Below are 15,313 nucleotides of genomic sequence, written 5' to 3' on the forward strand. Positions count from 1 at the left end.
AACAATGACTACGACACAACGGCAACACGCTGTAATAGCTGTTGGCTCAACGCACTACCCGTTTGCCCTAACTGATCGTTTGGCTCATGCAATCGATGTTCAACCACGGACGGCAACACCGCTTGAATATCTTCGGGCAAAACATGTCTGCGGCCTTGAAGCATCGCCCAGCAACGGCCACATTGAAGTAACGCCAGACTTGCGCGCGGCGATAAGCCAACAGCAAAGCTTGGCTGACTGCGGCTGAAATCGACAAGCCGTTGCACATAATCATAAATAGCATCAGCGCAATGGATGGCTTGAGCTTGTTGTTGCAACTGTTGGAAACTCGCCAAATCCATTGGCGGCTTAATTTCATTGAGCTTGATACGACCCGATTCGCCTTTGAGCATTTGCCTTTCGGCAGCTGCGGTTGGGTAGCCAATGGCGATGCGCATGAGGAAACGATCAAGCTGCGATTCCGGCAATGCAAAAGTGCCAGATTGAAACACAGGATTCTGGGTGGCAATGACGAAAAATGGCTCTGGTAAGGGGCGGGTTTGGCCATCAACCGTCACTTGTCGCTCTTCCATGGCTTCTAGCAGCGCGCTTTGAGTTTTTGGCGTCGCTCGGTTGATTTCGTCTGCCAACAACAATTGGCTAAAGACAGGCCCAGCGACAAATTCGAATTGCTCTGATTTGGGTGAATAGATACTAACGCCAGTGATATCAGACGGTAATAGATCGCTAGTGAATTGAACCCGTTGAAATTGCAACCCTAGCGCTTTGGCTAACGCTTGCGCGAGGGTTGTTTTTCCCATGCCAGGCAAGTCTTCAATTAATAGATGGCCGCCACTGAGTAAACAGCAGACGGCCAGTTCAATGGCGTCACGCTTGCCGCTCAGGGCTTTTTCAATCTCATCAATCAGATCTTGCAATAAGGACATACCACACTCCTTTCAAGCCGAACTGTCATTCAGCGTTCAACATGAGCAGTCACTGTGGCGTGTCCATTGTTTTGCGTCAAGTTTCAGCGGTTTTGATTGGGTTAATGAAATGCTCGATATCAGCCAAACTCAGTTCTGGCGTAGCCCCTGCGCGTTGCGCCACCATAGAACCCACTGCACAGGCAAAATTTAGCATTTGCTGCGGTTTATCGTGGGTACATAGCTGATAGATCAGCGCACCAAGGAAATTATCCCCCGCGCCCACAGTATCAGCCACTTTAACGTGATAACCAGCATGATAAGCATACTGATCATCGAGTTTTAAAATAGCGCCATGAGCCCCTTGGGTAACGCACAAAAAGCGCGTGTTGGTGCGCTCCGCCACAAACTCCAAATGCTGATCAAGACCGTGAAACGGCGAACCAAGATGGGCGGCTATTTCCAGCAATTCTTCATCGTTTAACTTGATGAAATCTGCTTGTTCCATTAACGAAATGAGTTTTTCAATGGTGTAGTGCGGCGCGCGTAGATTGACATCAAAGATCTTGAAGTTTGCCACTTTGAGCATCTGTTGAAGGGTGTTGTACGAACAATCGGCTCGCCCCACTAAACTGCCAAAGACAAACGCATCAGCAGATGATACCGCCGCCAATAACGCGTCACTTGGCGCGACGTTGTCCCATGCCGTATCTTCAACAATCTGGTAGCTGGCCGAACCTTTACTATCGAGCGTAACCCGCACTTCGCTGGTCGCTTTGGTTGGATGTTGCAATACCAAATCGGTTGCGACACCGCGCCCTTTGATAAAGTCCAGCAACTCCGCGCCAAGGGCATCGCGCCCTACACTGCTAATGATTTTCGCAGGCAAGCCAAGCGCATTTAGGCGAAGGCACACGTTCAGTGGAGCACCGCCAACGCGGCGCTCGTCTGGAAACACGTCCCATAAGACTTCACCAAAACAGCTAATTGTCGGCTTTGGGTTTTCACTCAATCTTGGGATTAATGCGGTCATCACTCAACCTCCACACTCGCGCTCAACTGATCTTCCATTAGCGTTTTAATGGCTAGATTTGGCGCATACAAACGCGCAATACACTGGCGGTAAACATGACTAAATGTGGCATTGTGTTTGAGATCGCCAAACAAGTCTTCTATCGCTAGAAAAGCGAGTGGATCGGCTTGAGTGTTGGCTGCATGGTGATGAAGCTCCTGTGCCATATCGTCGCTAATTTCAAGGGCATTGCCGTGCTGATCCACACGTTTGTCGCTATATAAACACCAACTCGCCAACACTAAGGTTGCCAATTCGATTTGGCATTCGGCTTTATAGTCCAACTGAGAATCGGCAACACGTGATAAGTTTTCTTGCACGGTGGCAATTAGAAATTTCGGCAATTTAGCCGAGCTCTGCAGGCAAATGCGCGCCAAGCTGTCTTTGATGTTGGGGTTCGAGAAGCGCTCAATTAACGTGTCTTTATAGGCCGTTAAATCAATGCCTGGCAACGCATCTAGCAGCGGCGTTACTTCATCATCCATAAAAGTTCTTAAGTAACGGGCAAATAGTAGATCGCAGACCGCTTCATCAATCGTCGCAAAACCATGAATTGCCCCCAGTAAGCCAAGCACCGAGTGGCCAGCGTTCAGCAATCGAATCTTCATTTTCTCGTAGGGCGTGACATCAGTAACAAACTGCCCACCAGCGCGATCCCAGTCAGGGCGCCCATTACAGAAGTCATCTTCAATAACCCACTGACTAAAGGCTTCACACGTGATCGGCCAACGATCGTCAATAGCAAACTCATGGGCAAGATAATTGATGTCGTTGTCAGTGGTAACCGGCGTAATGCGGTCGACCATACCGTTTGGAAACGAAACATGCTCAGCAACCCAACGAGCCAAATCGGTATCGAATAGTTCGATAAACGCCAGCAACATTTTGCGCGTGACAGCGCCGTTGTGCTGAATGTTGTCACACGACTGAACCGTAAACGGTTTTAAACCCGCATCTCGGCGTGCCTTTAAGCCTGCCGCCAAATAACCAAAGGTGGTTTTAGGTTGCGCTGGGTTCAATGCATCATGCTGAATATCTGGGTGGCTGCCATCAAACTCGCCAGTCGCCGGGTTAAAGTGATAACCGCCTTCGGTGATGGTTAGCGACACCACTTTGGTCGTTTCGCTAGCTAGCTTATCGATTACGGCTTGTTGGCTATCCGGCGCAAATAAGAAGTCGATCATTGCGCCAATCACGCGATTTTCGACCGTTCCGTTCGGATGACGAACAATCAGGGTGTAAAGGTAGTCTTGTTGCTTGAGGATTTGCGCTAACTCACGGTTAGCTTCCAGTAAGCCAACACCACAGATTGCCCATTGCTCATTACCCGGTTGCTGTAACAACTGATCGATGTACATTGCCTGATGAGCACGGTGGAAGCCGCCGACGCCAATATGGACGATGCCGGCAGAGAGCTTGCTACGGTCATAATTGGGTACTTCAATCGCAGCCGGTAACTTGGCAAGGCTAGCTTGTTTCAATTCAATCGTTTGCTGCGAAGTCTTGTGTGGGTTTTCGGTTGTCATTAGAACAACTCCTATCACGTCTTTGTCATTGCTCAGCCAACCATTCATTGACTGAGCTTTATTCGAAAATCGGTTGAGACCCGGTATGCCGTCGGTTTACAGCATGACGGGTGAAGCTTGGCTATCGATGGCTTGCTGCTGCGTCTGCAGCGCAAGCTTTTTTTGCCGCTGTAATGCCAAATACGAGGTCACGAAATACACAATGGTGCCAATAAAGCAGTAAAACTCGAAGGTGGCTTTATTGCCGGTATAAATGTCGAGCGAGGGGCTGAAAAACATCACCTGAACAGCAAAGATGCTAATGACGATTAACGACAGCCACGATGCCGCATTCAGAAACCGGCTAACTAAGCTGTTATCCACCACTTCGGCGGGTAACGCTGATTGCGCTAACGTTGCTTGGTACGCTTCGATTTGCTCTTGCTCTAATGCTTCGGCTTTGATTTCTGCGCTGTAGTCTTTGCCCGCGCCATACTGTTTAGCCAGCACCGTATAAACCACAATGGTGAACAGCCACGTTGGAATGAACAGGTAGTAGAACGACATCACATCGACAGCGTTGAGACCAAACCCGAACACCAAGGCTAATCCCCAGCTAGCAACCGCAGGCACACTAAAGACAAGGTTCTGATACTTGGCCCAGTAGCGCGTCAAACCAATTTTTGGAAACAACACGTGCTCAGCGAACACGATGGCACCAACCGGCACCACTAATAGGCCCGCATACGTTAGTAGCGGCAACATCTTGGTAAATACAAATGGGAAGCACGCGATAATCACCGTAGCAATGCCGACGATTGCCGTGGTTTTCTTACGCGACACACTGGTGAAAATAGATTGCGCCGCTAACCCTGCCCGATACAAATTGGCATTAGCCGTTGTCCAGCCAGCAATGATGATGATGACGAAGCCAGAGAAGCCAAGCGCATGATAAGCAACATCGCCCGGATCAAGCTGAGTAATTGAGGTTTGCAACAACACGGCAGCACCAGCGCCCATAATACCGGCGGAGATCCACGCTAAGTAATGGCCAAAGAACATGCCGACGCCAGAAAACAAGCCGTAACTTTTCTTCTTGGCGTAGCGCAAAATCGCCATATCAATCAGGCCAAAGTGAGTGATGGAGTTGGCCGCCCAGGCAAAGCCAATCACTTCCAGCAAACCGATACCCGACTCGCCTTGGTCATTGGTCCCAGTCCAAATCGAGGTATCGCCTATTTGTAAAAAGTCGCCCCAAGAACCAATGGTTGTGGTACCCAGTACGTGATTAGACAAAGCAGGAAACAACGCAAACGAGCCGGAGATGAAGATAACAAAGAGCCACGGTGCGCAAATTTTTGAGAAATCCGCCACGGTGGTAAAACCATACATAGCGACCAATACCACGATGGAGCCAACTGCCAGCACAATAGCCACAAACCAGAAGCTATTGGGATACCAATTGAGCTGCGCCGGAATATCGAACAAGAACCGCACCGCCGTTGACGAGACGGTAATCATGGCGGCTGAAATCACCGAAAATATCACCACGTTGGCCCAGTTATAGAGCTTGGTCATGGAGTTACCGGCAATTTTATTCAGGTAGTTATACAGGCTCATGCGGGTTTCAACCGCAATTGGCGTGGTCACTAACCACCATGAACACATGGCCAGTAAGTTACCAATAAGCAAGCCTAAAAGAATGTCTCTGGTACTGGCACCTAAGGCAACGAACGTGGCGCCAATCACGAATTCAGTGGCTGCAACATGTTCACCCGCATATAGACCTGCGAAGTGTTTCCAGCCATGGAGCTTGTGCTTAGCTACTGGCATTTGTTCTTCATTCATATTGGCGAATGATGAGGTGGACTGTTTAGTTGTCATGATGAACTCTCCAACTAATCCTGCGTGTCATTTAAAATCATCGTGGCAAGTTTGCAGACTCATTCACGACGTATGAATTGCTGAGCAAAGCGCTAAGGGGTTCGCTTTAAAATTTGTTCAGCGGTGTACTCATTGGTGATCAGTGCGTTGATCAAACGCCCTCGCAAGGCACAGTCCATTGCAGAAACTTTATCTTCGCCGGCTGCAACGCCATAAACAGGCTTATTGGGCGCAGCAATAATCGGTGCGCTGGCAACTCGGCTATTAATCGTATTGGGTAACAAACGGCCATTCTGGTCATAAACCCAGCTAATGATTTCGCCCGCAGCGCCGGCTTGCTTCAGCTCATCGAGCTCTGCTTGGCAAATAAATCCGTCCACAAGCAGCGGCGGCTGTTCGCCCATATGACCAACGCCCACGAAACATGCATCGGCTTGCTCGGCTAATGCCAAGATGCTCTGCACAGCATGGAGGTTATGGAGCGTGTCTTTTTCGGCGGTAGATTCAGCGACAACCGGCAATGGCATGGGGTAATGACGCGCTTGAGTGCGGTTAGCCATTCCCACCACGATGTCGTATTGTGACGCCGCACCATCGGACATCATATTGCCCACCAGAGAGACCAATTTGTGTTGTGGACAATTCATCGCTGGCATTTCATCAGCAATACTTTTTAGTGCTCGGCCAGTACCAAATGCCAAGGTTGTTGGCATACCAGAATTTAAGTAGCGCTCGACAATCGTCGCACCGCGCTGAGCTAAACCAGTAATGGCAGACGGTGAAGCCGGATCACTAGGAACAATTTCACAATCGACCAAGCCAAACCGCTCGGTTAACGCTTGTGCCAAATCCATGCACTTAGCAATCGGATGATCCAAACGAACTTTCACTAGGCCTTCGGTCACAGCCAGTGTCACCAAGCGCTGGGCAGACTGGCGCGATACTTTTAATTTTTGAGCAATTTCCTCTTGGGTGTTTTTGCCCACGTAATAAAGCCACCCGGCTCGGGCTGCGTCTTCTAGTCGTTTCAGTTCACTGTTCGATTTAGTCGTCACTGCTAGCTCCTAAGTTCGGCTTAATACGTTCAAAAATTAGGCTAAAAAAAGTGATGGATAGTGCTGTTCAAACTGTTGCCATTGCTCAAGAACGGCAACATTTGGGTAACGTTCGGTCACTTCTGTTATTTGGTTATTCAAGTGTTTGCCGCCCCGGTAATGCAGCGGCACCATCCCAGCTTTCAGTGCAGCGGTCACACCAAAATAGCTATCTTCAATAACAAGACATTTGTGGGTAGGAATTGCCATTTGTTGCGCCGCATAAAGGAATAAATCTGGTGCGGGTTTGCCGTGTTTAACTTGCTGAGCGGTAAACACCCAACCGGCAAAATTTTCAGTTAGGCCAACAATAGAAAGTGCTCGAGCCGTGCGCTCAATGCTGCTGCTAGTTGCGATGCAGTATGGCCGGCGAAGTCGTTTTAACGTGTCTTTAAACCCCTCGGTCACCTGCAATGACGTTTCAAACGCTGCTAGCAATTGTTGGCGGTATTCGTGCTCAAAGGAGTCGGCCAGATCGACACCGAAATGGTTTTTGATTTTTGTTTTTACTGACTCAAAACTCGCCCCCAGAAAATGTTGCTGGACATGCTGGGTATCGATATTGATGCCTTGCTGCGCCAATTTTTCAATGAGCACAGTGGCGCTGATAATTTCACTATCAATCACCACGCCATCGCAATCAAAAATCACACATTCTGGGTTCACTGCTAATCCTCGTATCATCATTTCGACAAAAACCACATTGAGCATTTGCCCAACCAATGAGCACATAATCATATTCGATTCTTTTTTAATCAATCAGCGGGTTATCAGAATGCGGGATAGCGCACAAAAATAGTCAAACGGGATGGGCAGCAGGTCGAATCATAAACATAACTAACTGGTTTCATACGAATTTTTAAAGATTTATATACATAAATGAACAACGTGAGAATAAACAACAGGTTATCGAGTGACATCAGTAACCAGAGCTTACCTTTACTCGATATTTAGATTTATTGCGTATCGTTGCCGTTGTAGCTCGAAGTGTTTTGACTGCAAACGTGAGCACAGTTAGCGAAAGCGCCTAGCTGCGCGTTCATCTGATTTGAGCGGGTTTGAACGGATGATTGATGGCACGCGCCAGCATTCGTCGCTGGCATTGGAGATCTACCTAAGAGAAGAAGAAAACACCCGTCACATTCACGCCGCAATGTTTAACTTCTCAAGAGTAATGTTGGGCAGCGCCCTCCCCCTCATTGTGTTGCTCAACAAACCAAAAGGCACGATCTCAGGAGGTGTTTACAAGACGTCACGGCGTTGAGTTAGGCGGATCTCTAATTCACTAAAAAGCCCCGTCAAATGACAGGGCTATTCGCAATATTGCGGTTTGGATAAAACGGTTGTGTTTTAGCGAGCATGCAAGTGAATGGTTTGCATCGCTCTTGGCGCCATTTGAACCGAATATTGATTGCCTTCCAGCACAATGTTTAAGTCCAGCTCTTTATCATTGCGGTTGAAAACGACTACAGCAATGGAGCCATCAACGTTTTTAGCTGCGGTGTATTTAACGCCGTCAACAACATCGCCATCAACGCCAATACGGTGTGCGCCTGGGCGAATGAATTTACTGAAGTGACTCAGTAAATAGTAAAGTGGCGTATAAGTAACCTGATGAGTTTCTGGGTTTATGAGTACCGGCGCACTATTAAAGTTGTCATAAGGGTTGGGCTGACCTTTGTGACTCAGTATGGCGCACCATTCAACATACCCTTGGGTACCGTGGTTGAGATCGGTAAGAATGTCATATGCATAAGTATCAAACGGGACGAAGGTGCCAGCATAATCAGTACTGTCGCGCCAGTACTGTCCAATCGGGTCATTCGCATCAATATCAATGCTCGACTCGGTATGGATCATCGCTTTGCTGGGCCACGTTTTTTGCAATGTCGCTAACTCATCAGCGTACCAGTTGTTGTTCGCTAATTCAGAATTGGTATACCAATGAAAGCCAGTTCCCCAAGCGTATTTTGACGCTTCAGGATCAGAGTAAGTAGGCGCAACGTATTCATTCATTTCACTTTTATTGTGATCATAAATGAGAACCCGCACGCCAGCTTCTAAATCAGCTACATCAAGATGACCATCGGCTTCTAGTTGCGGACCTAAATGATCGCGTAGGAAAACTCGCGCTTGTTCGCCGGTCCAGCCATTACTATCCCAACGAGCATCATGGGCGTGCAATGGTTCATTCTGTGGCGTAATGGCCCAAATCGGGATCCCTTGTTTCTGATATTCGGTGATGTATTTTGAAATGTACTTTGCCCAAACTGGCTGATACTCAGGCTTTAAGTGACCATTGGTCATTTCCGCAGTTTCACCCGTTTTCATCCAAGATGGTGGGCTCCAAGGTGACGCGATAATGTTGAAATCGGCGCCTTCAATTGACATGGCTTCCAATATCATGGGAATCAAGTCATAACTAGGATCGTCAAGTTCAATCCCTCTAACTTGCACATTTTCATCGCCGCTAAATCCTTTCAAATCTTCGTGAAGACTAAACGTAGAGAGACTGTCATCACCTTCCTCAACGTATGAATAGTGGTTATTTGAGTAATCACTACTGTTGATATGTGTGCGAGTTAAGGTAAATCCGGCGCCTTCAGTAGGGCTAAATAGTCGAGTCAGTACTTCTCGGCGTTGGCTCTGGGGAATTGCCGCTAAGTTCCACGCCGAAGACTCGGTAAATGAAGCACCAAACCCATAATATTGCTGGAACTCTCTTTCAGGCAGTAAGTTAAGGCTAATGGTGTTTGGCTTAACCTGAGTGTTTTGTGATGCATCTAACGTCGTAATTAGCGCTAAGTTATCTCCCGCAAATGATGTTTGATAAACAGCTGCGGCAAAGGCTTGCTGATCAACTTGTGGCTGTTCTTCAACGTATGAACAAGCGGTTAAACCGCCATAAGCGCATGTCAGAGCAATTAACGAGTTACGATATTTAGTGTGAGTCATGTTAATTAGTAGTCCGTCGATCTAATTTTATTCATGGTTGTAACGAGCATCAGATTTGTTCAATGCAAGCGACAACGTTTGTGGGTTATTGAATAAAGGGGATAGGCGAACAACAACAAAACTTATGACGCTGTTCGCCAAGAGCTAACAATCACAAAACACGTGATTGTTAGCCTGTCGCTGCTTAGTTAAAACCGTAACGAACGCCTAGCGCATAGCGAGGGCCGTACTGACGAGCGTACATAAACTGCTCTTCATAGCGGCCATAACCTTGCTCGGTTTCGTCGTTGAGGTTGATGCCCTCGAAGAATACGGTTAGCTGCTCTGTGATGTCATAGTTGATACTGACATCAATTTGACCAAACTCCTTCACTTGCTGAGGTTCGTTGGCGGAACCTTGGTCTTGTCCCATGCCGGCATAATAAGAATCGCGCCACGCATAGGTTACTTTTGCTGACAAGCCATGCTTCTCGTAAAACCCTTGAAGGTTAGCGGAGTCACTTAGCCCTTCTAACGGAGCCTGAGTACCAACAATCGTCGGATCATACTCAACATCACCATCAACAAAGGTCGCGTTTGCGCCAAAGCCAAAGCCCGACTCTCCAAACAAGTGTTGGATTGCAACTTCAAAACCATCAACTGTCTTACTGTTACTGTTGACGGGCTCTTCAATCGTCCATTCGATGAGTTCATCTGTTGCAGAATCTGGCTCAATTTCGTTGTCAGAGTTGCCATAACCGTTGTCGATCAGCCACCAGTAGATATCATTTTCTGTTGGTGTTACGCCCTCAGAAACTAGCTCGTTGTAGGCTAAATTATACCGTTGCCCACCGTAGACATCATAAAGCCCGTCAACGGTTTGCAGTGACTCTTCAATAACGATGAAGTTATCAACATCCTTTTTAAACCAGCCAATCGCAGCGTAGTTGGCATCATCGTAGTAATACTCAAGCGTCACATCGATATTGACTGAATCAAATGGCTGTAAGTTAGTGTTCCCTTTACTACCATTGCGAGCGCCAGGTTTAGGGCTACCACTAAGACTCTGGCCACCGGCCAAATATGCTAGTGGCGCACGGGACATCGTTTTGCCCGCCGAGAAACGAGCCACTAAGTCATCGGTAATATCGAGCTTAAGATCGAGCATTGGCAAAAACATGGAGTAATCGCCTTCCTCGGAGTAGAACGTCTGATCGCCATCTTCATACTTCATAATCCACTCAGAAGGGCTCGCCCAGACCACCTGCTCTTCAACGTCTTGCAATACCTTGCTCTCGGCGTCGGTACGCTCATATCTGAAGCCCACATTCATGGTCAACAGGTAATCGCTAATATCGAATTCCCACGCGCTGCTTGCGTAAATGGCAAACGTATCCTCGTAAACGGTTTCATCAGAGTCGGTTCCATCGAAGTAAGGATCGGTTGAGAAGTAATTACTACCCACTTCATCTTCAGTGAAATATGCTTCGTGGCGAGCAATCATTTCATCAAAATCGAAGGTGTAATAGTAATCGGTTTGCAGATCACTTCCGCCGCCATTAAAGGCATCAAGAAAACCGCCAGTGCCATGGCGAGTGAACATGCTATCAGGCATGACAGCTTCATAGCCGCCCAAATAGGCCCCGCCGCGTAAACCACTCCAAGCGCTGGTGCCCGCTGACTCCATTTCGGTGTAAGCAAGGCCCGCTTTAATGCTTACCAATGGCGTGTTAAAGGTGCTATACCAAGTCGCATCAAATTGAATTTGTTCAATTTCCGTCTCGCCTGGGGTGTGAATAAATTGACCAAAGTTCGAATCAATTTCACTTGCTTCAAGCGTATTGCTGCCATTGTTCCAATTGACAGAAAACTGAGGGATCTCGCCGGAACGGTAATCGTATTCCTTCGAACTCAGCTCATCTGATCCAAGGATCATCTGAGCGGTGCCCTCAACGCTCTCATTCGTTGAATTATGGTAATCAAGTGCAACTTCCCAGTCGTCATTAATCTGCCATTGCAGATTCAAGCCTATGGACTTAGCCTCAACATCCGAATAGGTCTGTGTTTGACTAACTGAAGAGTCATTGCCGGCAATATCGGCATAAACCGCTGTACCATTTTCATCCAACTCAAACGACAACAAGTTACTACCGAAGTTGTTCCAAATGCCCCAACCCACTTTAGAGCTTTCTGTTAGAGCATCGGTATAGGTGTAGTCCAGAGTCGCGACTAAGCCTTCAACCGGAATAAACTGAACGGTGAACTGAGCATTGGTCTTTTCTCGTTCCGTGTCGGTGAAGCCATAATGCATGTCTTTTGGCAGCCACAAGTAACCATCGGTTGTGGTCCGGTTATCAATGAAGTCTTCTTCACTGAGCGTCGGTAAATCGTCGTCAGTCTGACGAACCCAACCTTGCATGTACGCATGTTGCTGCTGAAAATCTCGCTGCTGATGCGACAAGGTAAACGAAACACCCAGGCGATCATCCATAAAGGTATTACTGTAAATCGCCGACACTTCTGGCGTGATGTCATCGCCATTTTCATTAGATGTATCGTGAATACCTTTGGCCATGACAGAAAAGCGCTGGCCCGGGTTATCAAGCGGTTTAGCCGTGACAATATTAACGGTTGCACCTAACCCGCCGGTCGGCAGGTCGGCCGTTGCAGTTTTATGTAGCTCTAATGAACTAACCCCTTCAGAGGATAGGTTTTCCAAAGAGTAAGACCGGCTGTAGCCTGTTGCTGGCATTTGGCGCCCGTTGAGCGTCACCAAGTTAAAAGCTGGTCCAAAGCCGCGTACCGTGATTTTGCTACCTTCACCATTAGCTCGACTGACCGAAACACCGGTAATACGTTGCAGAGATTCAGCCAAGTTGGTATCAGGAAACTTGCCCATCTCTTCGGCCGAAATGGCATCAACAACACCATGAGCTTCGCGTTTAATATCTGCAGCCCGCATTAAGCTGCCTCGAATTCCTTTGACGAGTATGACTTCCGTAGCCTCGTCCGCTTGATCAGTTACCGCCGCTTCTTCTGCAAAAGCAGAGGTCATCGCAGTGCCTGCAAGTAACAGCGATACGGCGCAAGCTATACGAGTTTTTTTAAAGTTATTAGTATTCATAACTACCTTCTTAAATTCTTTGCTGTGTCAAGACGAGTGACTAATGATTAACAAGTCACTCGGCCTCGCTATGTATGTTTAATCGTTTGCAATGACTGCGTTATCGATTTGGAATTTAGCGCCCTCGCCACTACCCCAGGCAGGGAAAATCATGACCACATCAATGTTGGCCACATCTAAACCTGCGGAAAGTAAATCGGACAGCATGAAGGTGTATGTTTGCCAAACGCCATCGGCGGGATCAGCTCCCTCGACACTGGCATTAAGGTCAAGCTCAACCGCGGTAGCAGCATCGCCAGACTCAATTTTGAATTTCCATGCGGCAGACGAATCAATTGGCATAGACAGAACTTTCATTTCGAATTGCACGTAGCCGTCAGAGACGATTGACGAAGCATCGAAGTAAACGCCATCGTCGGCTAGAAACCCAACGACTGTTGAGGTTGAGCCAATTTCAAACTGAGCAACGGTGCCGTATTCAGCTTCATCTGCCTCAACTTCAGCTGGGGTCGAGCCTGCGCAGCAATCCCACGTAGTCCAGCTATCCGCTACTGTGTCGACAAATAAGTCCAATGTGCTAGACGATGGAGAACTAGCTGTCGGATCATAAATTTTCATGTTGTCGATGCGGAAAACAGCACCATTACCGGCTCCCCAGTTTGGGAACACCATGATGACGTCAATCGCACTGACATCTAGACCTAAATCAGCAAGCGAGGCCAGCGGGAAGGTATAGGTTTGCCATTCGCCCGTTTCTGGTACAACACCTTCAGCACTTTCCGTAAAAGCAAGTTCAACGGCACTATCGGCGTCATTACTTTCAATTTTGAAAGTCCAAACGGCTGACGAATCAAGGGGAGCATCAATAACTTTGATATCGAAGGTTACGACACCCTCATCAACAATTGATGATGCATCAAACTTGGCTGTATCAGGGTCATCACTAATCTTGCTGTTAAAACCAACGACCGTTGCCGTTTCACCAATGGTGAACTCGATGGTGTTGTTATGATCAGCATCGTCATCGACTTCTTGGTTTGGCGTAGTACCACCACAACAATCCCAAGCAGGCCAAGCAGCATTTTCTTCTTCTTCGTAGATGATCAGTTCAGCTGAGCCCATATTGGTATTGAATTCAACGTTATCAATACGGTACACCGCATCAGCGCCTTTACCCCAAGATGGGTAAACCATGACAACATCGATGGCGCTAAGGTCTAGCCCTGCTTCCGACATTTGCTGATAGCTAAAGGTATAGGTTTGCCATTGACCAACAACCGGATCGAGTCCTTCAGCACTCTCGTTAAGGCTAAATGCAGCGGCTGTATCAGCGTTGTTGCTCTCAACTTTGAAGCTCCAAGTGGCTTCCGCATCAGTCGGCGCATCAACAACTTTCATATCGAAACTAAAGGTACCTGTCGCTTCGGCAGCCGTACCGTCATACATTTCTTGTGCGCCGCCGGCATCTGAGCGAGCACTAAAGCCCATTACGGTGCCATCATTGTTATTAATGACAAACTCGATGACTTCGCCGTAAGCATCATCATCAATCTCAACCGTAGGAACCGTGCCACCGCAGCAATCCCACGGCGACCAATCGGTGTAGCTTGAATCAGCCCAGACGACTAAGTCTTCAGCTTCATCGCTCTCAATCACGGGATATGGTGCTTCACCAACTTGCAACGAACCAACGTCACTTTCGTCTTCGTACTGATCGTAACCTGCACGAATCGTTTCACAGCCAGTGCCTAAATCTGTTCCCGACGCACATTCATAGACGCGAACGTAATCGATGATGTACGACTGGCCTTCTGCAAATGCAGCCTCATCAATGCCTGTGTCGTTCGTGTATTCGGGCCAATCTCCGCCCACAGCGAAGTTCAAAATCAGGTAGAATTCTTGGTCAAAAGGAGATGCATCCCAAACCGTTTCTAGCTCGCCATCTGGGTTGTATTGCTGGGTAAACCAGCCACGATGCTTGAGAGTGTAGGCTTCACCATCGGCGTTATACGCAGGTTCAGATGCCCGTTGTGTTGCATACAGATAGTTATCCATATACCAGCGAATTTCGCCTTCTTGCCACTCAATGGCATAGGTATGAAAGTCATCAGCGGGGTTACCATTTGGCGACACATACTCAGCGCCAGTATGGCTGTTATCAGGCCAAGCCTGACCGTAGTGAAGCGTTCCGTAGATGCTCGATTCGACGTTACCTTCGTCATCACTCACTTTCAGGTTTACCGCTTCAAAAATGTCGATCTCACCAGAGCGAGGCCAACCACCATAAACGCTATCAGAAGGCATCATCCAAAATGCAGGCCACGAACCTTGTCCATAAGGAGCCTTAGCACGCATTTCAATTCGGCCGTACTTCCAATCCGCAATATTTTGAGTCGTTAGGCGCGCTGAGGTGTATGGCAACTCAGCCCCGTCTTCGGCAGGTTGTGCAACGATATGAAGATAGCCATCTGCGACATACGAGTTTTCGGCTGAGTCGGTATAGCATTGCTTCTCGTTATTGCCGCCGCCTTCGCAATTGACTTCATGATTCCATTTGTCATCATCAATGCTATTGCCATCAAACTCATCGCTCCAAACTAAACTCCAATCATCGGTGGGTTGTGAAACATCGATTTCTTTGTAGTTTGTGTCCGGATCGCTGCCACAACCACTTAGTGAAGTGGCCGCGAGTAACGATGAAAACACGAGTCCTGCTAGGTACTTTATTCGTGGATTTTTCATTATTATTTCCAAAGGTGCTTTTCTGGTTTAAAACAACGGTGTACAAGGGGCTT

9 protein-coding genes are annotated in these 15,313 nt (G+C 47.9%); all 9 read right to left on the reverse strand.

Features of this window, described 5'->3' with window-relative positions:
• Window positions 1–8 precede the first annotated feature (8 nt).
• Entirely contained in the window at window positions 9–926 is a 918-nt protein-coding gene (locus K0504_RS06060) for an AAA family ATPase (RefSeq protein WP_220103284.1), read from the reverse strand.
• Window positions 927–1,002: 76 nt separating this feature from the next.
• Window positions 1,003–1,938 (reverse strand): carbohydrate kinase family protein, encoded by a 936-nt coding sequence (locus tag K0504_RS06065; protein ID WP_220103285.1) that lies wholly within the window; start codon window positions 1,936–1,938, stop codon window positions 1,003–1,005.
• A complete protein-coding gene (locus K0504_RS06070) occupies window positions 1,938–3,503 on the reverse strand; it encodes a mannitol dehydrogenase family protein (RefSeq protein ID WP_220103286.1) in 1,566 nt (521 codons plus the stop codon). Before K0504_RS06070 ends, K0504_RS06065 begins: the two co-directional genes overlap by 1 nt.
• Window positions 3,504–3,599: 96 nt before the next feature.
• A complete protein-coding gene (locus K0504_RS06075; protein WP_220103287.1) occupies window positions 3,600–5,366 on the reverse strand; it encodes a purine-cytosine permease family protein in 1,767 nt (588 codons plus the stop codon).
• A 92-nt stretch (window positions 5,367–5,458) separates the two neighbouring features.
• The gene (locus K0504_RS06080; protein WP_220103288.1) at window positions 5,459–6,421 is read right to left on the reverse strand and encodes a sugar-binding transcriptional regulator; all 963 of its coding nucleotides are present in this window, start codon (window positions 6,419–6,421) and stop codon (window positions 5,459–5,461) included.
• Between the two features lie 36 nt (window positions 6,422–6,457).
• Window positions 6,458–7,144: an HAD family hydrolase gene (locus tag K0504_RS06085; protein WP_220103388.1), complete on the reverse strand. Its 687-nt coding sequence runs from the start codon at window positions 7,142–7,144 to the stop codon at window positions 6,458–6,460.
• A gap of 666 nt (window positions 7,145–7,810) precedes the next feature.
• Window positions 7,811–9,415 carry a glycoside hydrolase family 30 protein gene (locus tag K0504_RS06090; protein ID WP_220103289.1) on the reverse strand — a complete coding sequence of 535 codons (1,605 nt, stop codon included), beginning with the start codon at window positions 9,413–9,415 and terminating at the stop codon, window positions 7,811–7,813.
• 184 nt (window positions 9,416–9,599) lie between these two features.
• Window positions 9,600–12,518, reverse strand: coding sequence for a TonB-dependent receptor (locus K0504_RS06095; protein ID WP_220103290.1), 2,919 nt, complete (start codon window positions 12,516–12,518; stop codon window positions 9,600–9,602).
• Window positions 12,519–12,596: 78 nt separating this feature from the next.
• Window positions 12,597–15,260: a glycoside hydrolase family 16 protein gene (locus tag K0504_RS06100; RefSeq protein WP_220103291.1), complete on the reverse strand. Its 2,664-nt coding sequence runs from the start codon at window positions 15,258–15,260 to the stop codon at window positions 12,597–12,599.
• Window positions 15,261–15,313: the final 53 nt, after the last annotated feature.

The organism is Neiella holothuriorum, from assembly GCF_019457915.1.
GTDB lineage: Bacteria > Pseudomonadota > Gammaproteobacteria > Enterobacterales > Neiellaceae > Neiella > Neiella holothuriorum.